The following is a 26,847-nucleotide window of genomic DNA, read 5'->3' as shown; positions in this document are numbered from 1 at the left end:
CCCACGCATGGCTACAGCAGCACCACAACATCCGCAGGCGGTGGACGCCGCAGCCAAGGCTGCCGCGCCCATGACCCACCGTCAGATCATGGAAGCCCTGACCGGCCTCCTCGCGGCCTTCTTCACGGCGATCCTCAGCAGCACCATCGTCGCCAACGCACTTCCCACCATCATGTCCGAGCTCAAGGGCACCCAGACCGACTTCGCCTGGGTCATCACGGCCGCCCTGCTGGCGAACGCGGCCACCACGCCCATCTGGGGCAAGCTCGCGGACCTCTTCGACAAGAAGCTCCTGGTCCAGCTGAGCATCATCATCTTCGTGGCCGGCTCGGTCATGGCGGGCCTGTCCGAAACCATCCCGCTCCTGCTGACCGCGCGCGTTATCCAGGGCATCGCCATGGGTGGCCTCACGGCCCTGGCACAGGCGATCATCGGATCCATGATTCCGCCCCGCGACCGCGGCAAGTACTCCGGTTACATGGGTGCCGTCATGGCTGTCGGTACGGCCGGCGGCCCGCTGCTGGGTGGCTTCATCGTGGACAGCCCGCTCGGCTGGCGCTGGACGTTCTTCGTCTGCGTGCCACTGGCCGTCGTCGCGCTGATCCTGCTCCAGATCACCCTGAAGATCGAGCACATCAAGCGGCCCGCCAAGATCGACTGGCTCGGTTCCATCCTGCTGACCTCCGGCGTGAGCCTGCTCCTGATCTGGGTCTCCTTTGCCGGCAACCCGGAGTACTACGACTGGGTCTCGTGGCAGTCGGCACTCATGGTCGGCGGCGGCGTAGCACTCCTTGCGCTCCTGGTGCTCGTTGAAACCAAGGTTGCCCAGCCGATCATTCCGCTCAAGATCATCTCCGAGCGCACCACGGCGCTGGCCATCGTTGCTTCCGTTGCGGTTGGTATCGCCATGTTCGGCTCCTCCACGTTCCTGGGACAGTACTTCCAGGTAGCCCGTGGAGCCACACCCACCGAGGCCGGCCTGCTGACGCTGCCCATGATCGCCGGAAACCTCATCGGTTCGGTGGCATCGGGCATCCTGATCAGCCGCTTCGGCAAGTGGAAGAGGTTCCTGATTGCAGGCTCCGTTCTCCTTATCGGCGGGCTTGCCTTTGCAGGAACCATGGACCACACCACCGAACTCTGGATCGTGGCCATCTACACAGGCGTGTTCGGCCTGGGCCTGGGCATGCTGATGCAGAACCTGGTGCTGGCCGTACAGAACACCGTTCAGGCAAAGGACATCGGCACGGCGAGTGCGTCGGTGGCATTCTTCCGCTCGGTGGGTGGCGCGATCGGCGTCTCCGTTCTTGGCGCCATCATGTCCAACCACGTGAAGGACCTGGCGGTTGAAGGCATGGCTGCCGCCGGCATCCCCGTCCAGGGCGGCGCTTCAGGAGCCAGCATGGACCTGGCGGATATGCCCGCTCCCATCGCAGACATCATGCGTGCCGCCTACGGTGACGCGACTGCACAGATCTTCCTGATCTCCGCGATCATCAGCGTGGTGGCCCTCCTGGCAGTCCTCTTCATCAAGGAACGCCCGTTGCGCCGCACCGTTGACGCCGCACCGGAAAAGGAACTCGTGGCCACGGCCTCGGGAGAAGCCGGCATGTCGCTGGACACTGCGTCCATGGACGCGGTGAAGACCGGCGACAGGGTGAAGACCGACGACGCCGCGAGCCCCGTGGGTGCCCGTCGTCCCCTTCCGGGGACCGGGCGTGAGGTACGGCCGGAGGATTCCGGTTCCGACCTCGACCTGGAGTTCGCCCGCATCCTGACCCAGGAACGGCCCTCAGCGACGGCCGACGTCAAGGAAGTACAGGAGCAACTGACACGCACGCAGTACGTCCTGGCCGAACAGCAGTTGCAGCTTAGCCGTGCCAACGTGGAACTGCAGGCCCGCTTGCGGGATCAGCAGACCATCGCGGAACAGCAGACCCGCACCGCTGAGGAACTTGCCGCGATCCGTAAGGAACTCAAGCGCGAACGCAGGCAGCAGGAACGTATGGCGTTGCTTCTGCTCCAGGGTGTTGAAGCCCGCCAGGAACACGGCAAGCACGCAGGCTGAAAGGCACTGACCCCACCCGGTTCGAGATTCCGGGCCCGCAAGGCCGGCTGTAGCGAAACATGAGCAGCTGACAGGTCCAGGGAACGGGGCCCGGGACAGGTCCAGCGAACAGGGCCGAAAACGGCGGCAGGACTGAAAGCGCCGGCTGGGATTCCAGCCGGCGCTTTGCTGTGTTCCGGCAACCTTCTGCCGCTGGGGGAGCATGCACGACACGGCAGATACTCCGCTGGGATGATCTTTTCCCGAAGTTGTTTCGCCGGGGCAACGGATTTCGTAGAGTGGGGAGGCTAATACTGTCGGCCTCTGCTGCCAAACTTCTTTTCATCACATTCACGCACTCTTTCTAAGGACCCGTGGGCATGCTTGTCACCCTTATACGGCGCTACTCAAAGCCGTATTTGCCGCAGATTGTGGCCGTGCTGTTTTTTCAGCTGGCGTCCACCATCGCCACGCTCTACCTCCCCAGCCTGAACGCCAAAATCATCGATGAGGGAGTTTCCCGCGGCGACACTGATTTCATCTGGCAGACCGGTGCGCTCATGCTCGCTGTCGCCCTGGGACAGGTGCTTTCCGCCATCATCGCCGTGTACTTCGGCGCCCGCGTGGCCATGGCCATCGGCCGCGACCTGCGCCGCAGCGTGTTCCGCCAGGTCAGCAGCTTTTCCGCCCAGGACGTCAACCGCTTTGGCGCCCCTACCTTGATCACCCGCGGCACCAACGACGTCCAGCAGGTCCAGATGCTCGTCCTGATGGGCCTGAACTTCATGGTCTCCACGCCCATCATGTGCGTTGGCGGCATCATCATGGCCCTCCGTGAGGACCTCAGCCTTTCCTGGCTCGTCTGGGTTTCGGTCCCTGTCCTGGTGGCAGTGGTTGGCTATCTCGTTGTCCGGCTCATGCCGCTTTTCCGTTCCATGCAGACCAAGATCGATGCCATCAACGGCGTTCTGCGCGAGCAGATCATCGGCATCCGGGTTGTCCGCGCCTTCGTTCGCGAACCCCACGAGGCCAAGCGTTTCGGCGATGCCAACCAGGACCTCACGGCCGTATCCGTGAAGATCGGCAACCTCTTTGTCCTGATGTTCCCGGCGATCGGCATGATCCTGCACCTGTCCACTGCGGCGGTGCTCTGGTTCGGCGGGCAGCGGGTCGATTCCGGTGACATGCAAGTGGGTGCCCTCACGGCCTTCCTGCAATACCTCCTGCAGATCCTCATGGCCGTCATGATGGGAACCTTCATGGCCATGATGATTCCGCGCGCCTCCGTCTGTGCAGACCGCATCGGCGAGGTTTTGGACGTCGAGCCGTCCATCCACAACCCCTCTTCGCCGGTAGTGCCGGCTGAAAAGAAGGGACGCGTCGAATTCCGTGACGTCACCTTCAAGTACCCGGGTGCTGAAGCACCGGTCTTGAGCAACATTTCCTTCACGGCGGAGCCGGGCAAGACCCTCGCCATCATCGGATCCACCGGTGCGGGCAAGACCACCCTGGTCTCCCTGCTGCCGCGCCTTTATGACGTCGCCTCCGGTGAGGTTCTGCTCGACGGCGTTCCTGTCACCGAGATGGATGCCTCTGAAATCACCAGTCGTGTATCGGCGGTACCCCAGAAGCCGTACCTGTTCTCCGGAACCATCGAGCACAACCTGCGCTTTGGCAAGCCCGATGCCACGGATGAGGAACTGTGGGACGCGCTGGAAACCGCGCAGGCCAAGGGTTTCGTGGAGGAGAAGTCCTCCGGCCTCAACCGGCGCATCGCCCAGGGCGGTACCAACGTCTCCGGTGGACAGCGCCAGCGGCTTTCCATCGCCCGGGCTTTGGTGACCAAGCCGAACGTGTACTTGTTTGACGATTCCTTCTCGGCACTGGACGTGGCTACCGACGCCCGGCTCCGGAAGGCCCTGAAGGGGAAGACCAAGGATGCCACGGTCATCATYGTGGCCCAGCGTGTCTCCACCATTGCCGATGCTGACGAAATCCTTGTCCTGGACAACGGCCGCATCGTTGACCGGGGAACGCATGACGAACTGCTGGAGACGTCACCGACGTACCAGGAAATCGTCGAATCCCAGCTGAGTGTGGAGGAAGTGGCATGAGCGAGCAGAACCAGCAGAAGAAGCGTGGCTGGGCTGCCAAGGCCGAAGCCGCGAAGGATGCCAAGGCAACCGCTGCGGCAGAGGTTGCAACGGAAGCACTGGACGACGACGACTTCGTTGAGGAGGAGTACGTCCCCTCGGAGGCCGATGGCGGCATGTTCGGTGATGTGCCCGCAAAGAAGGCCAAGGAATTTTGGCCTTCCGCCAAGCGGCTCATGGGCTTGCTGAAGCCCGAACGCATCGGTGTGTTCATCGTGATCGGCCTCGTGATCGTTTCCGTGGTCCTCAACGTGATCGCACCCAAGGTTCTGGGCAGTGCCATGGATGTCATCTTCGGCGGTGTGATGGGCAAGCAGATTCCGCCCGGGGTATCGCAGGAGCAGTTCGTTGAGCTCATGCGGCAGCAGGGCCAGGGGAACTTTGCCGACATGGTCTCCAAGATGGAACTCACCAACGGGATCGACTTCTCCAAGCTGACGTTCCTGATCTCGATAGTGCTGCTCATGTACTTCGTGGCCAACATCTTCCTGTGGGCGCAGGGCTGGTTGCTCAACAGGATCGTCATGCGGGTCATCAAGAAACTGCGCAACGATGTCCAGGCCAAGCTCAACCGCCTGCCGCTGAACTACTTCGACACCCGCCAGCGCGGCGACATCCTGTCCCGCGTGACCAACGACGTCGACAACGTCCAGCAGGGCCTCCAGCAGGCGTTCTCCCAATTGGTCAGCTCCGTCCTCACGGTCCTGGGCATCACGGTCATGATGTTCATCGTGTCCTGGGAGCTGGCGCTTATCGCGTTGATCGCACTGCCGCTTTCCGGTGTTGTTGCCGGGGTCATCGGTGCCCGCAGCCAGAAGCTCTTCGCTGCGCAGTGGAAGAACACCGGCGCGTTGAACGGGCAGATCGAAGAGTCGTTCTCCGGCCATGACCTGGTCAAGGTGTTCGGCCGCGACGCCGACATGCTGACGCGCTTCGACGAGAAGAACGAGGAACTTTACAAGGCATCTTTCGGTGCACAGTTCGTCTCAGGCGTGATCTTCCCGGCCATGAACTTCGTCTCTTACCTGTCCTATGTCGGGATCGCCGTGGTGGGTGGCCTGCGGGTTGCTTCGGGTTCCATGAGCCTGGGCGATGCCACTGCCTTCATCCAGTACTCACGCGAGTTCACGCAGCCGCTGGGCCAGATTGCCGGCATGGCCAACATGCTGCAGTCCGGCGTCGCCTCCGCGGAGCGTGTCTTCGAATTCCTGGACGCTGATGAAGAGGTCGAAGAGAACGGTACGCGCCACCTTCCGGCAAAGACTGACGGCCATGTTGAGTTCGAGCATGTCTCGTTCAGCTACGTGGAGGACAAGCCACTCATTGAGGATCTTTCCTTCAGTGCCGAGCCGGGCCACACTGTGGCCATCGTTGGGCCCACAGGAGCCGGCAAGACCACCCTGGTGAACTTGGTGATGCGTTTCTACGAGCTCAATTCCGGCCGCATCACTCTGGACGGAGTGGACATCAAGGACCTCACTCGTTCCGAGCTCAGGTCAAAGGTGGGCATGGTGCTGCAGGACGCCTGGCTCTTTGGCGGGACCATCTACGACAACATCAAGTACGGCAAGCTGGATGCCACGGAAGAGCAGATCATGGAAGCGGCGAAGGCCACGTACGTGGACCGCTTTGTCCGTGCCCTGCCGGATGGCTACCAGACGATCATCGATGAAGAAGGCAACAATGTCAGCGCCGGTGAGAAGCAGCTCATCACCATCGCCCGCGCATTCGTGTCCGATCCTTCCTTGCTGATCCTGGACGAAGCCACCAGCTCGGTGGACACCCGTACGGAACTGCTGCTGCAGAAGGCCATGGCAGCGCTCCGGACGGACCGGACCAGCTTCGTCATCGCCCACCGCCTGTCCACCATCCGCGACGCCGATACCATCCTGGTGATGGAAAACGGCCAGATCGTGGAGCAGGGTAACCACACCCAGCTCCTCGCCCTCGAAGGCGCCTATTACCGCTTGTACATGTCCCAGTTCGCTGGCGGGGAAGAGACTGCGGTGGATGATTCGACGGCGGTGCACAGCTGAGTACGCAGCAACCGGAGGAGTCCGTGGAACCCCGGCGCATCGAGGTCCTGGTGCCCATGCGCTGGGGTGACATGGACGCTTACGGACATATCAACAATGTCCAGATTGTGCGCATCCTCGAGGAAGCCCGCATCGCAGCCTTCGGGCCGCCCAGCGGTGCGGGGCTTCCCGGCGTCGAACCACCGGCAGCCCTCTTCAACGACGTTGAGGAGGGCGTCATGACCCTGGTGGTGGAGCACAGGGTCCGCTACGTCCGGACCCTGGACTACCGCAATATTCCGGCGGTCGTGGAGATCTGGGTGGGCGCCATCAAAGGGGCCAGCTTCGATCTTCACTACGTCATCAAGGACCCCGTGACCCGGGAAGACTGCGTTAAAGCCACCACCCACCTGGCCTTTGTCGCCGAGGCGACGGGGAGGGTCCTGAGGCTCACGCCAGACCAAAAGGAAAAGCTCGAACGCTATAAGGCCTAGCCGGGACTTTGCCCGATTGCCCGTAGAGTTTCACCATGAAACTTGAAATCGCTGTGGTCAGCGCCGCCGGTGCAGGCGTGGCGGCTGCTGAGGGTGCCCATCGCATTGAGCTGTGCAGCAGCCTGGAACTGGGCGGCGTCACACCCAGCCAAGGGTTGCTGGAAGCCAGCATGGAACACGTCGACGGCCGTTTGGAAATCCATCCACTGATCCGCTCCCGGCCAGGTGATTTCCTGTACTCGGCCTCGGACGTGGACACCATGGTGCATGAAATCAGGCATCTGCTGCGCCAAGGAGCAAACGGGGTTGTCATCGGGGCACTCGAACCCAACGGGACAGTAGACGTGCACACCATCCGGCGCTTGCTGGAATCGGCAAAGGAGACCAGACCGGAGGCACAGCTGACCTTCCACCGGGCCATCGACCAATCGAAGGATCCGTTGGCTGCCCTGGACCAGCTCATGGAGCTGGGGTTCACCAGGGTCCTCACCTCGGGGCATGCAGCGACGGCGGGAGCAGGCCTCGGCACGCTCGCCACCATGGTGGAACGCGCCGGAGGTGCCATCGAGATCATGGCCGGCGGGGGACTGGCCCTGGCAGACATCCCGGCGATGCACGCTGCAGGTTTGAGCGCGGTCCACCTGTCCGCCAAGAAAACCGTCTCCACGCTCGGCCGAGGAACGATTTCCCTGGGTACCCAGGACGGCAGCGATCCCACGGCCTACACGGTCACGGACCGCGAAACCGTCCGTGCCGCCAAAGCGAAAATCAACGCCTTGAATCTGGCTAGGCTGAATTAGTCCTGCCGTCCAGCCTCTGGCAGGGCAAATCCCAGTGAGTACGCATCGCAATGACCCTTTACGATTCCGCGGAACGACCGGATGATGTAAGGATTCACCAACTCGGTGAAGAAGCCCCCGAAGCTACTTCCAGGAGTCCCAGCGATGCCGCTGCCCTCGCCGGTTTCACCGGCCGTCAATTCCCGTCCACCCAGCAGTCGAAGCAACAACGCAACCACCGGCCATCCTGAGGTGGCATGCGGCATCGGAACGTGGGACAAACTGCTGTACGGCAACCACCGCTTCGTGGTGGAAGTTGCCCCAACGGCCCAGGTTGTCCCAACGTCCCAGGTTGTCCCAACGTCCTCAGTTGCCCCGACGGCCCAGGCATACAAGCTTGTCCTGCCGTGGCGGCGCCAGGACGAGGACCCCGCGACAGTGGATGTCATCGTCGTCTCCGGGAAGACGGGCGCCAGGGTCCGCAATGTGGTCATAGAGGAGTGCACCAAGGAATCAGGAACCCTCCTTTTCGAAGCCATCGACGGCCCGGGCATCTACTACGTTTACTACCTGCCCTACGCGATGCTGGGCAAACCCCACTATCCCCAGGCCCAGTACCTCCCGCGTCGTCCGACGGCAGAGCCGGGGTGGGCTGCCGCCGTCGGGTATTCGGCATGGCGGGAACCGGCGCAGGCCGGGCTGCCCAACGCGACGGTCGTCCGTTACGAGGCCGCAAGTGAGCGGGACTCGTTCGCGCCGATGAACTTCACGGCCCGGGCGGACGAGCTGGAACAGTTCCATTCGTGCCACAAGGGCGAGGCCTTCCTGGTGTTTCCCGAGGACCGGCTGAATCCCGTCTCCATGAGCACTGACCTGCCTGCGCACTGGGTGGCCAACGGGCCGTCGGACACCTTTCGGGCGGGCGCCGTTGCGGGCGAGGACTATGTGGTGCAGCTGGGGTTGTACGCGCTGAAGGACCTTGCTGGCGTCTCCGTGGACGTCGTGTCATCAGCCGGGGGCCACTGCATCAACTCCGACGGCGTAGACCGGCTGGGCAGGCCATGGCACAAGGAGCTGGCCGTCCCGGCGGGCACGGTGCGGGCCCTGTTCGTGGTCCTTCCCGTGCCCCGTGGCGCCGCCGGAAGCACGCATTCCGCCATGGTCACCATCCATGCGGAAGGTGAGGCTGCGCAGGAAATCGAGGTCACGCTGGACGTGGCGACGGAAACGGACCCGGACATCCTGGAAGGTGGTTTCGGCGATCCACGTTTCCTTCGGCGCTTGGCATGGCTGGATTCTGCCGTGGCCCAGGACGCCGAGCTCGTGGCTCCTTTCACTGCCATCACCGTGGACGAGCGGGAACGAACCTTGGGGATCCTTGGCCGGAGCCTGCGGTTGTCGGCATCGGGGTTGCCCGCCCAAGTGACGTCCAGCTTCACGGGCGACGTGACGTCGACGGATGGTCCCGCCGTCGGGCTTTTCGACGTTCCGATGGCTGTGCACATCGAGGGGACCAGCTGGGAGTTTTCGCCGCTGACGTTTAACGCGGAAGGGCCTGCGCGGGTCTCGTGGGGCTGCAACTGGACGGGCAGCCAGGAAGGCGTTGCGGTGTTGTCGCTGGAGCTGAACGCCACCCTCGACGCCGATGGAACAGTTGAGTACTCGCTGCGGCTCGCGCCGCGGAAGACTCTGGACGTGAACGACGTCGGGCTGCAGCTTTCGTTCGACGAGGACGCCGTCCCGCTGGCCATGGGTCTGGGCGTTCCGGGCGGCCGGCGGCCGGAGACCCTGGACTGGATGTGGGACGTGGCTGCCAGGAACCAGGATGCACTGTGGGTGGGAAGGGTGAACGCCGGGCTTCAGTTGTCGTTGCGGGATGAGAAGTACCAGCGTCCCCTGAACACCAACTTCTACCGGGAAAAGCCGTTGCTGGAACCGGCATCGTGGGCCAACCGCCAGGAGGACGGGGTGAGGGGCGGCGTCCGGCTCCGGACTGCCAACGGCAAAGTGTCGGTCCGCGCGTTCAGCGGCGCCCGCACGCTGACGCCGAACGAGCCGCTCCACTTCGATTTCCGGCTTCTGCTCACACCCTTCAAGCCGATCCAACCCGGCAGGCATCTGGGCAAGCGCTACTTCCACGCCCCTGAAGACCCATCGGAGATCAGGGCGGCCGGAGCCACTGTGGTCAATATCCACCACGCGACAGCGCCTGCACCGTATATCAATGATCCGTTGCTCACGAAGGACGCGCTTCGGCAATACGTGGCGCAGTGTCATCGGGAGGGCCTGACAGCCAAGATCTACAACACTGTCCGTGAGCTCACGTTCCACAGCCCGGAGCTGCTGCCGCTGCTGCATTTGGACCACGAGATCTTCAGCGACGGTCCGGGCGCCGGCCATAGCTGGTTGCAGGAGCATGCCGGCAGTGGCTACGTCTCGGCCTGGTTTGCCCCGAACGTGGAGGACATCGCGGTGGTGACCACGGGCGGGTCGCGGTGGGAGAACTTCTACGTGCGCAGCCTGCAGGAACTGGCAGCCGGCGACGACGGAATCGACGGTATTTACCTCGATGACCTGGCCTTTGACCGGCACGCCATGGTGCGCGTCCGCAAGGTCTTGGAAAGGGCCTGCAGGGCCAGGGGAGTGGAGGGCCCGGAGATTGACCTCCACTCTGCCAACCAGTTCACCGCCAACGACGGCTACGCCTCATCAGCCAATTTGTACATGGAGCAATTGCCGTATGTGGACAGGCTGTGGCTGGGGGAGTATTTCGACTACAACGGCACAGACCCCGACTATTGGCTGGTGGAATTGTCCGGCATTCCTTTTGGCCTCATGGGCGAGATGCTCGAAGGCGGCGGCAACCCGTGGCGCGGAATGGTGTTCGGCATGACGGGCCGGGCACCCGCTGTGGACAACCGTCCGCTGTGGGAGTTCTGGACGGCGAACAACCTGGAACGTGCCCGGATGCACGGGTTCTGGGACCCCCACACGCCAGTGAGGACCAGCCACCCGGATGTCCTGGCAACCACGTGGTTGACGGACAACGGGATGGTGGTGGCGCTGGCCTCGTGGGCCGGGGAAACTGAGGACGTGACGTTGATCTTCGGCGACGCGGCCCTCACCGACGAAACCTCCACAGCCCCCGCCGCCGGTATCAAGGCGCCCGCGATCCGCGGCTTCCAGCCCGCCATGGACTACGCGCCCGGCCAGGCCATCACCCTTGAGCCGCAGCGCGGCCTCCTTCTCATGATCGGATACTGACGTGCCAGACACCGCAACTTCCAGCATCACCGTCACCACCATCTCCCTGACCATGGCTGAGCTCGGCCCGCTCAACCCGCTACCGGTGGTTGCCGCCGAACTGGACCAGCCTTACACGGTAGGCGAAGGCGTGCCGGAGGAACTGCAGGCATCGGCCCGCTACGGCGTGGTGCCCAACATCTACCCGTATCTCATGCAGGACGGCTACAGCCGGGAGGCGGCACCCAGGGAGTTTCCCGCCGTCGTGCTTGAAAACAGCAAGCTCAAGGTGACAGTCCTCCCGTCCCTGGGCGGCCGCATCTGGGAACTGTTCGACAAAGCAACAGGCAAGCAGCTCCTCCACACCCATGACGCCCCGCAGCTGGCCAACATCGCGTTGCGCAAGGCCTGGTTCGCGGGCGGGCTTGAGTGGAACATCGGGACCCGCGGTCATTCGCCCACCAGCTGCGATCCGTTGCACACGGCGATCGTCCACACCCCGGACGGCAAACACATCCTGCGGATGTGGGAGTACGAACGGCTCCGGGAAGTGGTGTTCCAGGTAGACATCTGGTTGCCCGCAGAATCGCCCGTGGTGCTGGCAGCGGTTCGGATCCGGAACCCGAACGACCACGACGTCCCCATGTACTGGTGGAGCAATGCCGCGATCCCGGAGACTGACCGCACCCGTGTGATCGCGCCCGCCCACGAGGCCTACGGCAGCGACTACACCACGGACATCACCCGCGTCAGGCCCACCACCCACGAAGGCTATGACGGCACGTGGCCGGTCAACAGCCCGCACGCGGCGGACTTCTTCTTCGACATCGACCCTTCCGAGCGGCGCTGGGTTGTGGCAGCGGACGACGACGGCGACGGGCTGGCGATGCTGTCAACGGGGCTCCTGCGGGGAAAGAAGCTCTTCGTATGGGGCCAGGGACAGGGCGGCAAACGCTGGCAGGAATGGCTGAGCCCGGGAGCCGGCCCGTACGCGGAGATCCAGGCCGGCCTGGCACAGACGCAGTTCGAACACCTGGTCATGCCCGCCGGTGCAGAGTGGGCGTGGGTGGAGGCATACGGCAACGGACACCTGAATACGGATACGGCCCACAGCACTGACTGGGATGCCGCGGTAGCCCACGCCGGTGAGCGTTTGGAAGAGCTCCTGCCACACGAATCCCTTGAAGCCATGCTGCCCGAGGCCATCACCAATGCCGACGTCCCGCCGTCGAAAATGCTGCTGCACGGCAGCGGCTGGGGCGTGGTGGAGAGGGCCCGGCGGCTGAAGGCCGGTCTGTCGTGGATTGACGAAAGCGGTACGCCGTTCGTGGACGAGAGCGTTTCCGCGGAACAGGAGCCATGGCTTGGGCTGCTCAAGGGAAAGGCGTTCGACGGCGCGACCAGTTTCGTCGCGGGGGTGGACTGGGAACAGCTGCTGGCCGGGCAGGACAGTCCTGCGGCAACGTTCCACCTGGCCACCATGCGCCATGCCCGGCAGGACCTTGACGGCGCCAAGGATCTTTACCGCGAGGTAATCTCCGACGACGGGGTAGCACCGGGTATCAAGGCGCTCGCGCACCGTGGACTGGGGCTGGCCTTGCTCGCAAACGGCCAGGACGCCGAAGGGCTGGCTGAACTCCGCAAGGGCGTCGGGGCAGACTCTTCCAACAGAGCCCTGCTCACGGAGGCCGTGACGCTTAGCATCCGCCACGGGGACCCCGCTATGGCCCTGGAACTGGTGGAGTCGGTACCCCACGATGGTGCCGCCGTCGGGCGTTTGCGTTTCCTGAAGGCGCTGGCGCTGACACGAACGGGAAACGCCAATGAAGCGGCCTCGATTCTGCGCGAAGGCGTGGAGGTTCCGGACCTCCGCGAGGGCGAGGACGCGATTGCCGCGCTGTGGCAAGAGGTGTGTCCTGACGAACCGGTGCCGGCGGCGTACCAGTTCGGCATGCATTGAGGGGTGCCCCGGTGTGGCCTCCCGCACATCCGGGGCAAGCTCTGAAAGCGTGTTCTGGACGACTAAAGCGACGATGAACGGAGCACGGACGTGATACCCGAAATTGCAGGACTCCCGCCCTTGGAGTGGACCTCGACGGTTGGCCAAGCCAGCTACGACGACGCAGAGGGAGCGCTGGTGCTCACCGCCGCACCCGGCGTCGACTGGACCAACGACTCCCTTGGCGGAGAGCCGCAACACGGAGCCACAGCGCTGGGCTTCAGGGCCCCAGCGGCTTTCTCGCTCTCCGCCAGGGTTTTGGTCGCGTCGCCCAGGACAACGTTCGACGCCGGGGTGCTGAGTCTGTGGGCGGACAGCGAACACTGGGCCAAGCTCTGCTTCGAGTTCTCTCCGCAAGGCGAGGCCATGGTGGTCAGCGTGGTGACCAACAGCTATTCGGACGACTCCAACGGGCCTGTGGTCACTGCGCCCTGGGTATATTTGCGGGTCAGCCGGGTAGGGCCGGCGTGGGCGTTCCACTCCTCTGCGGACGGGCGGGAATGGTCATTCGTCAGGCTTTTCCGGTTGGACACGGAAAAACCGGTCCACGTGGGTTTCATGTCCCAGGCGCCACTCGGACCCAGCTGCGAGGCGCGCTTTGACGCCATTGAGTTGACGGAGGAACCACCCGCCGACCTCCGGGACGGCAGCTAGCAGCGGGCGGGGCCAATAGCACGTGAAGCTTGTGGATATCCAGATGCTTGGTTAAACCAAACAAGGTAAGTTGGCAGGGTGATTCCCTCCCTGAAACCTGCCATTGACCGCGCCCCCGGAGTCTCCAAGGAGATCGAGGACGCAGCCTGGTATGTGCTCGGTCCGGCGCTTCACGGGAAACCCTCGGCGCTGGATGGCCGGACGCTCACCTGGACTGCGGATGCTGCCGCCGAGCTCCTCGAGAGGCTCGAGCGCGGGGTGGAAGACTCCAAGGCGCCCATGATGACCAACCTTCGGAACAATCTGGAGGGCGCTTCCCGGGAAGCCAAGCTGCTGGCCGTCGAATTGCTCTTCCTGCAGTCGTTGCCGCTGGCGCACGAAGTCAAGTCCCTGAGGGTCAAGCGCGCCCGGGTAGCCGAGGCTGCGTCGTGGGTTGAGCCGCCCATCGAACTTCCGGAAGAACTGTACGAGGGCATGACGGACCACGGGGTGATCCGCGACCGTACCGCCGAATTCAACTGGACCATCTGGGACCACCTGAAGTGGCTGTGCCGTTTCGTTGCCCACGTGGACAGCCAAAGCACGGCAACCATTAACAGGGCCCTCGCGGACCCTTTGATGTTCCACGAACTGGCAGCAGCAACGCCCGATGACCAGCCTGCCCTGCGCCGGAGCATCGAGTACTTGGTGTGGCCAAGTTATTTCGAGCCCGTCGTGGCTGACGTAGAACGCCAGGAAATCCGGGACGCCTTCGCCTCGCTGGTGGGCGGTGCCAAGGGTGACACGGATGAGGACATCACAGCGGACATCCACCGCATCCGGCTGCACCTGGACGAGCAAGCCGGGCAGCGCATCGATTGGTACGCCCGGCAACTGGTGAGCCAATGGCGCAAAGTGGGAGACCCGGGACGCCGGTCCTGGCTCCTGCGGACCCACCATGACAACGCGGATTTGCTCGCTTCCTGGGTCGCCGAAGAGAAGGCAACCCTGGACGTGCAGCACCTCCGCACCCTGACCGCGGGCGTCACGGCCGGTGTCGTCCAGCACGCCGTGGACGAGGATTACAAACACTTGGGCTACGTGGAACGCGAAGACACCAAGACGGCTGTTTTCGCTTTCCTCACCGTCATGAAGCCCGGCGATCTTACGCTGTACCAGCATGCCGGCCGTGTGCGCGTCGGCGTGGTCCTTGGCGAGCCGGAGCACGACGAGGACAACCGCCGCATCCGCCGCAAAGTCCGGTGGTTCGACGACAGCTATGCCATCCCCGAACTTCCCCGCCACGCCCAGCGGCAGCTGTCCACCCCCGGCATCCTCGTCGATGTCACCAGGGTCATCCAGGCGCTGCAGGAACTGCTCCCCGTGGAAGCCGAAACCGACGGCGAGGACGAAGCGCCGCCCACTGTCGCCGTCGAGGTTGTGCAGCAGGGCTTCCGGCCTTTGACCGAACAGTTCGCAGCGTCCCTGCACATGGACCTTGAGCCGCTGCAGGAGATCGCGGAACTGCTCGAAGAGAACCGCCAGCTGGTCCTCTACGGCCCTCCGGGGACCGGCAAGACCTACCTCGCCAAGCACCTGGCCGCTGAGCTCGCCGGTGACCACACCGATGAACGGGTGAAACTGGTCCAGTTCCACCCGTCGTACGCCTACGAAGACTTTTTTGAGGGGTACCGGCCGGACAAGACCGACGACGGGCAGGTGTCCTTCAAGCTGGTCGCCGGACCGTTGCGGCGACTCGCCGAGGAAGCGGCAAAGCCGGAAAACGCCCACAAGCCGTACTTCCTGATCATCGACGAGATGAACCGCGCCAACCTGGCCAAGGTCTTCGGTGAGCTGTACTTCCTGCTGGAGTACCGGGACGACCGCATCTACTTGCAGTACAGCCCCAACGAGCCCTTCAGCCTGCCGGACAACCTCTACATCATTGGCACCATGAACACCGCGGACCGCTCCATCGCCATGATGGATGCGGCCATCCGCCGCCGCTTCGCGTTCATCGAACTGCACCCCAAGGTGGAACCGGTCCGTGGTTCGCTGCGCCGCTTCCTGGAGGCCCGCGGGCTGGACACCCTCAACGCGGACCTGCTGGATGCCCTTAATGATTCGATCGACGATTGGGACCGGGACCTCATGATCGGACCCTCGTATTTCATGAAGAACGCCGCCCAGAACCCCACTGGGTTGCGCCGGATCTGGAAGTACGAGCTCATGCCGTTGCTGGAGGAGCACTACCACGGGCAGCTGAACCGGGCCCAGTTGGAAGAGCGCTTCGGCCTGGACCAGTTGCTGGGACGTCTTGGGGACCGCTAACGCCATCCCCCCAAGGCCGGCGAGGGCACCATCCAGTGCCCGGGGCGCCAACAAGGGGCCCCGGCACATCGTCATGGACGAGCTCTCGGGCGGGGTGGTGGAAAAACTCGATCCCGAATCCGCGGCTTTCATCAACACCAGCGGGCTGGCCAAGGCATCCCCCATGGGCATGGGCCTTTACCGTATTGAGCCCGCGGGCAAGGTGGGCTCCGTTCGGACGGCCACAGTGCAACTGGAAGTCCGGCCCAAGGACCGTTTGGGCCTTAGCCGCTTGCTGTTCCTGCTCAGCTACGCCGGGGACCAAGGTTTTCGCGACCATTCCGTGGAAGCCGTGGAGCACCCGGACCTGTGGAGTGCGCTGGCGGAGTCCCTGGCGCAGCTGGCCGATAAAGCGCTCAGCCGTGGGGTTCTGCAGGGCTACTTCACCGTCGAAGAGTCGTTGCGCACCGTCAAGGGCCGTATCCGGATCTCGGACCAGATCTCACGGCGTCCCGGAATGATGGTGCCGCTGGAGGTCTCCTATGACGAGTTCACCGAGGACATCGCCGAGAACAGGATCCTCCGGGCCGCACTGGAACGCATGGGCCAGGTTCCCGGGGTCCGTCCCGACGTCCTGAGCCGCTTGCGGCAGCTCAAGGGAAAGCTCGACGCCGTGACCCGCCTTCAGCCCGGCGCGCCGCTGCCGCCGTGGCGGGCCAGCCGGATGAACCTGAGATTCCACGCGGTGCTGCGCCTGGCTGAAGTCATCCTGCGCAATGCCTCAGCGGAGGCAGGCCACGGTAAACAGCGGACGGCGTCCTTCGTGGTGGACATGGGGCAGGTGTTCGAGGAATTCGTGGGGACGGCCCTGCGAAGCGCCATGGCCGCACACCCGGGTGAGATGCGCCTGCAATACGGCGCGCTCCTGAACGAGGCCGTCCGGGATTCAGACCGTCTGACCGTCCGTCCGGATGCCGTGCACTTCCTGGGCGGCCGCCCGGTGGTGGTGTACGACTCCAAATACAAGGCAGCTTCCGACGCCGGGGCTTCCCTCAGCGCTGACCACTACCAGTTGCTGGCCTACTGCACCGCCCTGCGGGTCCCCACGGCCTGGCTGGTTTATGCCGGGGCGGGGGAAGTGAAGCTGCGGCGCATCCTGAACACGGACATCGATATCGTGGAGTACCCGCTGGACCTGTCCCGGCCGCCGTCGGAAATCCTTGCTGCAGTGGCAGACCTCGCTGAACAGTCGTGGGGCGAAGTAGTACGCCAGGCTGTGGCGGGACGATCGGCGTCGGACTAGCCTGTGAAGTAGACCTTTCGCCCTGAGGAGGCACCATGGCCGGCAAGAAAACGTGGCGTGATATGAGCAAAGGGCAGCGCATCTCTGTGCTGGTCAGTGGTGCTGTGAACCTGGCGTTGCTGGTGGCAGCGCAGCGAAGCATCGCCAAAACCCCGGACTCGAACATCAGGGGGAAGAAAGTGATGTGGCGTGCGCTTTCGTTCATCAATTTCTTCGGGCCGGTCAGTTATTTCCTGTTCGGCAGGCGACGCGAATCCGGCTTGGTGGGCGGCACCCCGGCAAAGCGCTGAGAGCTAGGCGGGCATCTTCACTGTGAAGGTGGTTCCGCGCCCGGGCTCGCTCTCCAAGGTGATGGTTCCGCCATGCGCTTCAACAATGGCCTTGCTGATGGGCAATCCCAGCCCAACCCCGGGGATGGCGCTCTTGCGGACCCCGCCGGCGCGGAAGAATTTGGTGAAGGCCTCGGCCTGTTCTTCCTCGTTCATGCCCATGCCCGTATCGGTGACACGGCAGAAGACAAAGTCCTCATCTTCCCAGGCCGCAACTTCCACATCGCCGCCGTCGGGGGAGTACTTGATGGCATTCGACACCAGGTTGTCCAGGACCTGGGCCAGGCGTGACGAGTCCACGCGTGCTTCCAGGGCATCGGGCAGGTCCATCGAGAGCCGGATGCCGGCCTTGGCTGCGCGGGGCTCGGCGGAGGTGACGCTTCCCCGCACCAATTCCGCAACGTCTGCCGTGTGTCGTTGAATGACGATCTGTCCGGATCGCACCGCCAACAGGTCCGAAACCAAGGTCAGCAGCCGCTCCGCGTTCCGTCTGACGACGTCGAGTTGTTTGCGGGAATGGGCATCGAGGGAGGCGTCGTCGAGGATCAGCTCGACGTAACCCAGGATGGACGTCAACGGGGTGCGGAACTCGTGGGAGACGTTGGCCACGAAGTCATCCCTGGCTGCCAGCGCATTCACCAGATCCGTGACGTCGCTGAAGACCACCACAGAGCCCGCGAACTTCCCGGCGTCGTCCAGCATGGGACGGGCGCTGGTGGTGAAGGCCCGCTGTTCCTCTCCTGTACCCAGCCAGACCAGCTGGTCTGTGAAGCGTTCGCCCAGGACGGCGCGCCGCACCGGCCGGCGGTCGGGCGGCAGGGGAGTGCTCCTGTCAATGTCGAACACCAGCAGCTGGGATTCGTTGGGATCGTCGTTGTCCGGCGGTGTGGCCAATGCGTGGGTCTGGCGCTGGCGCCTGTTCATGAGGATGTCGTGCCCGTCGCCGTCAACAGCCACCACGCCCAGCGGCAGGGCTTCCATGACGGTGTTCAGCAGCCGTTCCTGTTTGGTGCTGATACCCAGCGCTTCTTTCAGGGCCTCGTCCTTTTGCTCCAGGACGCGCTGCTGGCGCACCATGCTCAGGGTGAGCACACTTACCGAGACGCCGATGCCGAGGATAAGGATGGGGAACAGGAGGGGTTTGGTGAGGGCCTGTTCGCTGACCTGGTTATGAAGGAAGACCGGTACCCAGACAATTCCGAGCGGGCCCAGGAAGGACATGACGATGGCCAGCCGCGGGTAGAGGCCGGAAGCGCACAACCAGATGACAGGCAACACCACCAGGACACTGAGGCCGGTGAGCGCCTCCTGTCCGCCTTCCCTGCCGAAGGCTATGGAAACCATGTCCAGGATGGGGATGATGAGGAAACTGGCGAATGGCAGGCGGTGCCAAGGAACCACAATGCACAGTGCCAACAGGAATGCCTGGCTCAGCAGGAAGATGAGGAACAACGGGTTTTCGAGTGTGGCGGGGAAAAACAGCCACACCAGAATTGCCGAAAGACAGACACACACCGATAACGGCAATTGACTGAGGACAACCCGCATCCGCAGGGTATGTTCGTGGAACGAGCGCTGAAAAATCAACAATTTCTTCTTTTCACCAATATCCCAAGCTGAGGGTTGGGTCATGGCACAACCACCACGGGTGCGGAAGAAATTCGGTTCATGAGATCAGCCTAACCATAACGGATATACTTCTGAGGTTATCGAAGGGGCTGAGGGGCAGCGATGAGTGAAGTACGTGTGGGGCTGGTCATTGAAGACGACCAGGATATTCGCGAGTTGGTGCGGGTAGTTCTTTCCCAAGCAGGATTTGATGTTCACACGGCGTCGACGGGTTCTGCCGGTGTGACGTCGGCACGCGAACTCAACCCGGACGTCATCACCCTGGATCTCGGCCTTCCTGACATCGACGGCTTCGAGGTCGCACGGCAGATCCGTAAGTCCTCCGACGCCTACATCATCATGCTCACGGCCCGCGCCGAGGAACTCGATACTCTCATGGGCCTGGAGGCCGGTGGCGACGACTACCTCACCAAGCCTTTCCGGCCGCGCGAATTGCGTGCCCGGGTGGAGGCCATGATGCGCAGGCCGCGTGCGTCGTCGGACATCAAGAGCGCGCCGGAAGAAGCGGATCCGGAGATGATCCACAATGGACTGGCCGTTTCGGCCGGTTCCCGCACGGCAATCCTGAACGGCACCGAGTTGAAGCTCACCCGCACGGAGTTCGATCTGTTGCTGGCGCTCCTGGAAACCGGCCGGATCGTGCGGACCAAGGCCGATCTCGCCCGTCGCCTTCGCAACGAACCCTACGACGTCGGCAGTTACGTCAGCGACGCGGACGAACGTGCCGTTGAGGTGCACATGGGCAACCTGCGCAAGAAGCTGGGCGACAGCATCCAGGGCCCGCGGTGGCTCGAGACGGTCCGCGGCGTCGGGTACCGGCTCGCCCCGGCCGTCAACAACAACTAGGCAATCCGCAAGGGCTCGGCCGCGACCACAGGATGGTCGCGGGCCGGATCCTCGAAGAACTCGGCGTTCGCCCGGACATAGTCTGCCCACTCGTCCGGGACGTCGTCCGCGTAGTAGATCGCTTCCACCGGGCACACCGGATCACAGGCCCCGCAGTCCACGCACTCCGAGGGGTGGATATACAGTGAACGGTCGCCTTCGTAGATGCAGTCGACCGGACACTCGTCGATGCAGGCTTTGTCCTTCACATCCACGCACGGCTGGGCGATCACGTAGCTCATGGCGGGCTACACCCCTGTGTAAACGGTCTTGCCCCAAGTGAAGAAGTCCAGCGCGGAGCGGCCTTGTTCGCGGAACGTGTTGGTGGAGGAATCTTTGACTCCGCCGAAGGGAACGTTCAGGTCCAGACCCGCTGTTGGACGGTTCACTTTCACCACTCCGGCCTGTGCCCGTGCAGCAAAGTCGGTGGCCAACGCCAGCGAGTCCGTGCAGATTCCTGCCGTGAGGCCGTACCGGGAATCGTTGATGGCGGCCAGTCCCGCTTCGTAGTCGGCAACCTCGAGCACGGCCACTACCGGACCGAAAATCTCCTCCGTGACTGCGGCGTCGTCGAACGGCAGGTCCGTGAGGACGGCCGGTGCGAGGAACAGCGGACCGGTGGGGTCGCCGTCGTACTGTCCGTGCAGGAGCGTCGCACCGCGTTCGACGGCGGTCCGGACCGCGTCCTGGTCCTGCTCGAACTGCTGCCTGCTCACCACAGCGCCCATCCGGGCTTCGCCCGAATCAACACCGCCAAGGCCGTCTCCGGGGTTGTAGGTGGCCGCTTCGGCTACGAGGGCTTCCAGGAAGGCAGGGCGGATGGCGGGTGTCACGTAGACGCGCGACGTGGCCGTGCACGCCTGGCCCGTCAGCCCGAATGCCCCGGCGGCCACCACCTGCGCGGCTTTGCGGGCATCGGCGTCGTCCAGGACCAGCACCCCGTTCTTGCCGCCCATTTCCAACTGGACGCGGGCCCGGCGTGCGTTGAGGATTTCCTGCAGCCCGAGGCCTACCTTGGTTGAGCCGGTGAAGGACAGTCCGGCGATCCGTGGATCCCGGGCCAGGGCGTCGCCCACGACGCGGCCCTTGCCGTGGACCACATTGAAGACTCCTGCCGGGAGTCCCGCATCCTGGAGGGCGCGGGCAAGGTGCGTGGCCGAGAGGGGAGTGAGCTCGGCGGGTTTGATCACCACGGTGTTGCCGCTGATGAGGGCCGGCGCGGTCTTCCAGGCGGGGATGGCGATAGGGAAGTTCCAAGGCGTAATGAGCCCGACAACGCCCAATGCTTCGCGGCGGGTGGTAATGGTGGTGTCCGGAAGCCCACTGGGCAGGACTTCACCCGTGGCGGCCCAGCCCAGGGAGCCGAAGAAGCGGAGCACGTCGGAAGCCCGTTTCACTTCGCCCTTGGCTTCGGCCAGGGTCTTGCCCTCTTCACGGACCAGATCCTCGGCAATGGCGGCCTGGCGGTCGAGGAGGAGGTTTCCGGCTGCGATCAGTATGGCACCGCGAGCCGGTGCGGGCAGGGCGGCCCACGCAGGCTGCGCGGCAGCAGCGGCCGTGATGGCGGCGTCCACGTCCTGGGCGGAGCCGCTGGGGGAGAGCGCGGCGAGCTCATCCGGACGGGCCGGGTTCATCCGCCTGGTTCCGGCCTCGCCGAGCCATTGGCCGTTGATGAGGTGCTGGGCGGTGAGGTGTGGTCCGGGGGTGCCGCCGGTTGTGAGGCTGGTATCAAAAGTCGTGGAGGTCATGTCGGTCCTTTGGTAGATGGGTTACAGGCTGCGGATCAGGCCGCCGTCGCACCTGAGCGCGACTCCGGTGATGTACGACGCCGGCGCGCTGCACAGGAAGGCTGCGGCGGCACCGAACTCGGCAGGTTCTCCATACCGTCGGGCGGGTATGGTCTTGCGGGATTCGAGCTGGATGTCCTCCAGCGTGGTACCCCGGCGTTTGGCGGCGGCCTGGTCCAATTGGGCAACGCGGTCCGTGGCGATCCTGCCGGGAAGGAGCAGGTTCACCGTGACATCGTCCAAGGCGACTTCGGCCGCGAGGGTCTTGAGGTAGCCGGCAAGCGCGGCACGACCGGTGTTGGAGACCGCCAGGTTGGGGAGCGGGGCAGTGACCCCGCTGGAACCGATGGCCAGGATGCGTCCCCAGCGGCGTTCACGCATTCCCGGCAAGACCCTGGAGACCAGGGCGTGATGGGGTTTGACCAGGAGGTCGAAAGCCGCTGCCATGTCCGCCGAACTCAGGGTCGCGGCGGCGCCTGGCTTGGGCCCGGGACCGTTGAGGACCAGGATGTCGACCGGGCCGAGGTTCGCCACGGTCTGGTCCACGGCGGATTCGATGCCTTCCTCAGTGCCCAGGTCAGCTTCGATCGCGACCGCGTCGAAGCCGGCGCTGCCAAGAGTTCCCGTGCCGTAGGCGGCCTGCAGTTCGGCAACGATTTCCTTGGCTCGCTCACGCCGTCTGCCCACCACTGCCACCCGGACGCCTTCGGCGGCCAGTGCCCGTGCAGCGGCCAAGCCAAGCCCGCCTGTCGAGGCCGCTACGAGCGCTGTCTTTCCTGCGATGCCCAGATCCATCAGATGCTCCCTGCTGTGGTGTGTGCTGCCAGTGCGGCAGCGGCTTCTGCCAGGTGCACGTTCATGGCCTCGCGCAGCACGTCCGGGAATCCGGCCGCCGGTGCACGGACGCCGGAGTCATTGATAAGGCCGCGCTCGCGAAGGCATTCCTTGCGGATGGCGAGGGCAACTTTCGCCTGTTGCTCAAAGTTGATAAGCGGCAGGTACGGCTGCAGTTCGCGTTCGGCGGCTGCATATCCGGCGTCCTGCCAGGCCCGCACACAGGAAATGAGGGCTTCCGGATAGGAGAAACCGGTCATGGCACCGGCTGCGCCTGCCAGGAGTTCATCCAGGAGGCCCTGGCCGCCCAGGCCGCCGAAGATGGAAACCCCGACGGCGGTCCGCAGCTGCGCGATGGCCACGCTGGTGGGCGGGGCTTCGGCTTTGACTGCGATGACCGAGGCGCAGGCGTTGACCGCAGTGATCAATGCCGGTGTTGGGATGCTGACGCCGCTGGCGAGGGGATAGTCCTGCAGGACAACCTTCGCCCCTGTTGCCCGGTGGATGGCATCAAGGTGGGCGATGACTGCTTCGGCGCGGGGCGAGTTCGCTTGCACCATGACCGCGGCAAGGCGCGGGCCGGCGATCTGCTGTGCGGCCAGGACCTCTTCGATGGCCGGCCGGGTGGCCAGAGCGGTGATGCCCACCACCAGCGGAAGGGTGGTGCTGTCGATAACCGTTTCCAGGACATCGCGGCGTTCCTGCGGTGTCAGGGAGGCCGCTTCGCCGAAGACGCCCAGGACAGTGAGGCCGGTTGTCCCTATGGCCTCGTAGTGCTCCACGAGTCCGGCGAGGCTGTCCAGGTCCACGTCCAGGGTGCTGCCTTGGAACGGCGTGGCGACAACGCCCCATACGCCGGGCGGGAGGGATTCACGGTTTTTGGGCGCAGAAGAGAGAGGCATGTGGTTCCTTTCAGTGCAAATGCGGTGCTGTGGTGCCGGAAGTGGCTGGTGGTGGGCGCTTACTCAGCGGCCGGGCCACACAGGCGGACGCTTCTCCTGGAAGGCCCGTACGCCTTCCGCGGAGTCCTCGCTGTCCAGCGCGGCCATCAGGGCGGGAAGACGCATGCCCCGGGCTTCCTTGGCCGTGAGGTGGCCGGTCCGGCTGACCATTTGTTTGACGGCTTTGACCGAAGTGGGCGCGCAGGCAAGGATCTGGTCCACCCAGCGCTGGACTGCGGCGTCGAGTTCCTCGGCGGGTACCACCTCGTTGACGAGCCCCATGGAACGCATTTCGGCAGCATCGGCCTTGCGTCCGGTCAGCAGCATTCCCATGGCCTGCGTGTAGGGGACGCGTCGCACCAGTTGGTGGATACCGCCGTCGAGCGCCAAGCGCCCGACCCGTGGTTCGGTCAAACCGAACTTCGCGGTATCGGCCGCCACCACGATGTCTGCGCCGAGCACGATTTCCATGCCGCCGCCCAAGGCATACCCGTTGACCCGGGCGATGACGGGGATATCCAGGCTGGTGCGGAGGCTGAGGCCGCCGAAGCCGTTGGGGTCAAGTCCTGCCCAGTATTCCAGCCCGGTCTTGTCCACCGCCTCTGCCGACATGTCGGCGCCGACGCAGAACGCGCGGGGCCCGGCGCCGGTGACCACCACGGCCCGCACGGATGGATCTGCCTCCAGCCGGGCCCAGATTTCGTTGAGCCGTGCGTGCGTGGCGCCGTCCACGGCGTTGAGCACGCCCTGCCGGTCGATGACCACGGTGGCGACTCCACCGGTGATCGTCAGCGTGACCTCGTCCACGGTTTCTTCCACCACGACGCTCATCGCAGGACTCCCAACTGCTGCAGGCGTTCGATGGTTTCCTCATCGAAGCCGTTTTCCAGCAGGACCTCGACATTGTGCTCACCCAGCCGTGGTGCTGTCCTGCGGATGGTGGGCGGGGTTGCGGAGAGCCGGATGGGAGCATTCAGCATTTTCACGGTGCCCACCGTCGGATGTTCAGCTTCGACGATCATCCCGTTGGCTTCGGTCTGTGCGTCGGCGAGCGCTTGCTCCAAGGTGTGCACGGGGGCGTTCAGCAGGCCCTGTTCCTCAAGCTTCGCGGTCCAGTATTCGGTGGTGTTCGTGGCGAAGTGCTCCCGGAAGATTGCCTGGAGGGCGGGTTTGTTCTTGAACTGTTGTTCCAAGGTGGCGAACCCGGGCCGTTCGGTGAGGTCCTCGTCGAGGTCCAGCGCATCGGAGATCCGGGCCAACGGGTCCGGGGTGAAGCCACCCACCATGCACACGGCGCCGTTGGTGGTTTCGAAGACTCCGCTCAAAGGCATGGCTCCCCAGTTGACCTCGTAGCCGCGGTTGAGCTGCATGCACGCTTCCTGCATTTGGAGGTGCAGCATGGAGTCGTACATGGTCACTTCCACCTTTTGGCCGGTGCCCGAGGTCTCCCGGGTACGCAGCGCCAGCAGGATGCCCTGCATGAGGTGCATGCCGGTGATGTAGTCGCACAGGGTGGTGGGGTAGATGGCCGGCTTGGCGTCCTCGGACTCGCGGCGCCACATCACACCGGAATAGGCCTGGGCGATCGCATCCTGGCCGCCTTTGTGCGAGTAGGGTCCAACGGGGCCGAAGCCTGTGCCGGAGGCCCAGATGATGCCAGGGTTCTTTGCGTTCAGGTCCTCGTAGCCGAAGCCCATGCGTTCCATGACGCCGGAGCGGAAGTTGCTGACCACGACGTCTGCGTCGGCCATGAGCCGGTGCAGTACCTCGCGTCCCTCATCAGTGCGGGTGTCTACGGAGACGCTGCGCTTGTTCCGGTTGATGGACAGGAAGATCGGGTTGTCCTGCCCGTCCTGGTCCGGGAAGGAGTTACGGGAAATGTCGCCGGCGCCGGGCCGTTCCACTTTGATGATGTCGGCACCGTAGTCGCCCAGCAGCTGGGTGCAGGACGGGCCCATGAACACTTGGGTGAAGTCCACGATCTTGATGCCGTCCAGGGGGAGCCGCATGGGTGCCCGGGACTCTGCGGCGTGTGCCGCCGTCGTGTGTTCTGCTTGTTCCAGGGTCACGGTGCTCATGCCGGCACCGCTGCTTCGGAGTCGACGGTGGCGTTCGACGACGGGACGTCGCCCGGGTCTGCACCGTGGCGGCGCATGCCCTGCTGGATGTCCGCTGCCGCGACATCGCGGACCAGGACGTTGTTCTCGACGGCGAGAGCCGCCGCGACGCCAACGGCTTGGCCCATGGCCATGCAGGGCGGGATCTCGCGGGACATCTTCTGGGCCTCGGGCGTTGCCGAGTAGTGCCGTCCGGCTACCAGGAGCTGGTCCACTTCCTTGGGCAGCAAAGAACGGTAGGGGTAGTAGTAGTCCCGGCCGCGTGCCACGGTGTCTGCGAAGTGGCGGCGCTGGGTGACGTCGTCCTTGGTCATGACGTATTCGCCTTGCAGGAGCCGGGTCTGGCGGACGCCCATCTGGGAGGCGACGTCCAGCATGTAGCAGTTTTCGAAGCCCGGGAGGTTGGCGCGGACGTAATCCACGGCCTCGGAGATCCGGTCGCGGGCAGCGAACTCTGCTGCGGTCATGTCGGCGGGGTCGACACCGTCGAAACCGGTCATGTGCGGGGCGTTGCACCAGACGACGCCGTCGATAGGGGTCTTGAGCCACCACAGTTCCCAGGCGCCGCCGAGGAGGCGCTTGATCTTGCGGTTGATGGCGCGGGCTTCCTTCGGATTGGCCTGCTCGAAGGCTTCGGCCGCGTTGGTGTCGACGTTCCCGAGGCGGAAGACCAAAGTGGTGAGGTAGTTGTCCTTGGCGTAGCTGGCACCGGCACGGGATGCGACGTCGATGTCACCGGTGGTGTCAATGACGACGTCGGCCATGAAGGCCTGCGGGCCAAGTTTCGTTTCGCAGATGACGCCCTTGATCACGCCGTTGTCCACGATGGGACGGGAGAACCAGGAGTGCAGGCGGAGGTCCACTCCGGCTTCGCGGACGAGGTCGTTGGATACCCGCTTCCAGCCGTCGGGGTCGAAGGCGGCGGCGTAGCAAATGGGCTTGGGGTTGGTGTGGGAGTGGAAGTCGAAGGTGCCGAAGCGCCCCCATTTGTTCCAGAGTTCCTCGGAGGTCTTGCGGTCATCGGCCGGCGGGACGATGGCCAGGCCCAGCTTCTGCAGGCGTTCGACGTACTCGGAGACGATGCCGGTGACGGTGATTTCCTGGCCGTTGATCATGTCGTCGAGGACAAGGACCATGCCGCCGGAGGCGAGGCCACCCAGGGATGAGTAGCGTTCGAGCAGGGTGACCTTCGCGCCGGAGCGCGCTGCGGTTACGGCGGCGGCTACACCGGCGGGCCCGCCACCTACGACGAGGACATCGGAGCGGGAGATGACCGGGGCGGTGAGGTCCGCCGTCGAAGTGCTGAGTTCGAGGGACGTGTGGTGTTCGAGCGGGTTCATGGTGAAGTC

At 64.3% G+C, this 26,847-nt stretch carries 19 protein-coding genes and 1 pseudogene; 12 read left to right on the top strand and 8 right to left on the bottom strand.

Annotation, left to right across the window (positions count from 1 at the left end):
* Window positions 1-7: 7 nt before the first annotated feature.
* The 11 genes and pseudogenes from AB4Y81_RS10500 to AB4Y81_RS10450 all read left to right on the top strand — a co-directional run bounded on the left by AB4Y81_RS10500 (window position 8) and on the right by AB4Y81_RS10450 (window position 17,266).
* Window positions 8-2,068: an MFS transporter gene (locus AB4Y81_RS10500; RefSeq protein ID WP_441995786.1), complete on the top strand. Its 2,061-nt coding sequence runs from the start codon at window positions 8-10 to the stop codon at window positions 2,066-2,068.
* A 359-nt stretch (window positions 2,069-2,427) separates the two neighbouring features.
* Entirely contained in the window at window positions 2,428-4,161 is a 1,734-nt protein-coding gene (locus tag AB4Y81_RS10495; RefSeq protein ID WP_064722054.1) for an ABC transporter ATP-binding protein, read from the top strand.
* Entirely contained in the window at window positions 4,158-6,236 is a 2,079-nt protein-coding gene (locus tag AB4Y81_RS10490; RefSeq protein WP_039240107.1) for an ABC transporter ATP-binding protein, read from the top strand. Before AB4Y81_RS10495 ends, AB4Y81_RS10490 begins: the two co-directional genes overlap by 4 nt.
* Window positions 6,237-6,292: 56 nt before the next feature.
* On the top strand, window positions 6,293-6,709 hold the full coding sequence (locus AB4Y81_RS10485; RefSeq protein ID WP_079581213.1) for an acyl-CoA thioesterase: 417 nt from the start codon (window positions 6,293-6,295) through the stop codon (window positions 6,707-6,709).
* Window positions 6,710-6,744: 35 nt separating this feature from the next.
* Window positions 6,745-7,509: a copper homeostasis protein CutC gene (locus AB4Y81_RS10480; RefSeq protein ID WP_039240108.1), complete on the top strand. Its 765-nt coding sequence runs from the start codon at window positions 6,745-6,747 to the stop codon at window positions 7,507-7,509.
* Between the two features lie 144 nt (window positions 7,510-7,653).
* Entirely contained in the window at window positions 7,654-10,752 is a 3,099-nt protein-coding gene (locus AB4Y81_RS10475; protein ID WP_441995785.1) for a glycoside hydrolase domain-containing protein, read from the top strand.
* A gap of 52 nt (window positions 10,753-10,804) precedes the next feature.
* Window positions 10,805-11,704, top strand: a pseudogene (locus AB4Y81_RS10470) (DUF5107 domain-containing protein); the annotation flags it as partial.
* Window positions 11,705-12,781: 1,077 nt separating this feature from the next.
* Window positions 12,782-13,384, top strand: a complete 603-nt coding sequence (locus AB4Y81_RS10465) for a DUF1349 domain-containing protein (protein WP_079581190.1) — start codon at window positions 12,782-12,784, stop codon at window positions 13,382-13,384.
* Window positions 13,385-13,462: 78 nt separating this feature from the next.
* Window positions 13,463-15,694, top strand: a complete 2,232-nt coding sequence (locus tag AB4Y81_RS10460; protein ID WP_441995784.1) for an McrB family protein — start codon at window positions 13,463-13,465, stop codon at window positions 15,692-15,694.
* Window positions 15,695-15,767: 73 nt separating this feature from the next.
* Window positions 15,768-16,976, top strand: a complete 1,209-nt coding sequence (locus tag AB4Y81_RS10455) for a 5-methylcytosine restriction system specificity protein McrC (RefSeq protein WP_441995783.1) — start codon at window positions 15,768-15,770, stop codon at window positions 16,974-16,976.
* Window positions 16,977-17,011: 35 nt separating this feature from the next.
* Window positions 17,012-17,266, top strand: coding sequence for a PLDc N-terminal domain-containing protein (locus AB4Y81_RS10450; protein ID WP_018777096.1), 255 nt, complete (start codon window positions 17,012-17,014; stop codon window positions 17,264-17,266).
* Window positions 17,267-17,269: 3 nt separating this feature from the next.
* Here AB4Y81_RS10450 and AB4Y81_RS10445 read toward each other — a convergent pair whose 3' ends face one another.
* The gene (locus tag AB4Y81_RS10445) at window positions 17,270-18,937 is read right to left on the bottom strand and encodes an ATP-binding protein (RefSeq protein ID WP_434328139.1); all 1,668 of its coding nucleotides are present in this window, start codon (window positions 18,935-18,937) and stop codon (window positions 17,270-17,272) included.
* 99 nt (window positions 18,938-19,036) lie between these two features.
* On the opposite strand from AB4Y81_RS10445, the gene AB4Y81_RS10440 reads away from it, so the two are divergent.
* Window positions 19,037-19,780, top strand: coding sequence for a response regulator transcription factor (locus tag AB4Y81_RS10440; protein WP_064722050.1), 744 nt, complete (start codon window positions 19,037-19,039; stop codon window positions 19,778-19,780).
* Here AB4Y81_RS10440 and fdxA read toward each other — a convergent pair.
* From fdxA to AB4Y81_RS10405, 7 genes are all read right to left on the bottom strand, one after another.
* Window positions 19,777-20,061 (bottom strand): ferredoxin, encoded by a 285-nt coding sequence (gene fdxA / locus AB4Y81_RS10435; protein WP_055974393.1) that lies wholly within the window; start codon window positions 20,059-20,061, stop codon window positions 19,777-19,779. The two genes, AB4Y81_RS10440 and fdxA, sit on opposite strands and share 4 nt — an antisense overlap.
* A 6-nt stretch (window positions 20,062-20,067) precedes the next feature.
* Entirely contained in the window at window positions 20,068-21,567 is a 1,500-nt protein-coding gene (locus AB4Y81_RS10430; protein ID WP_441995782.1) for an aldehyde dehydrogenase family protein, read from the bottom strand.
* A gap of 21 nt (window positions 21,568-21,588) precedes the next feature.
* Window positions 21,589-22,401, bottom strand: coding sequence for an SDR family oxidoreductase (locus AB4Y81_RS10425; protein ID WP_422758193.1), 813 nt, complete (start codon window positions 22,399-22,401; stop codon window positions 21,589-21,591).
* Entirely contained in the window at window positions 22,401-23,342 is a 942-nt protein-coding gene (locus AB4Y81_RS10420; RefSeq protein WP_441995781.1) for a dihydrodipicolinate synthase family protein, read from the bottom strand. Before AB4Y81_RS10420 ends, AB4Y81_RS10425 begins: the two co-directional genes overlap by 1 nt.
* A 63-nt stretch (window positions 23,343-23,405) precedes the next feature.
* On the bottom strand, window positions 23,406-24,212 hold the full coding sequence (locus tag AB4Y81_RS10415) for an enoyl-CoA hydratase-related protein (protein ID WP_275778394.1): 807 nt from the start codon (window positions 24,210-24,212) through the stop codon (window positions 23,406-23,408).
* Window positions 24,209-25,459, bottom strand: a complete 1,251-nt coding sequence (locus AB4Y81_RS10410) for a CaiB/BaiF CoA transferase family protein (RefSeq protein ID WP_441995780.1) — start codon at window positions 25,457-25,459, stop codon at window positions 24,209-24,211. The genes AB4Y81_RS10415 and AB4Y81_RS10410 overlap by 4 nt, the downstream gene beginning before the upstream one ends.
* Window positions 25,456-26,838, bottom strand: coding sequence for an FAD-dependent oxidoreductase (locus tag AB4Y81_RS10405; protein WP_055974408.1), 1,383 nt, complete (start codon window positions 26,836-26,838; stop codon window positions 25,456-25,458). Before AB4Y81_RS10405 ends, AB4Y81_RS10410 begins: the two co-directional genes overlap by 4 nt.
* Between the last annotated feature and the right edge of the window lie 9 nt (window positions 26,839-26,847).

Source organism: Paenarthrobacter sp. TAF1, from assembly GCF_052113825.1.
In the GTDB taxonomy this organism is placed as follows: Bacteria; Actinomycetota; Actinomycetes; order Actinomycetales; family Micrococcaceae; genus Arthrobacter; species Arthrobacter nicotinovorans.
Note: the sequence above shows the minus strand (reverse complement) of the source record. Positions and strands in the feature narration are given on the sequence as shown.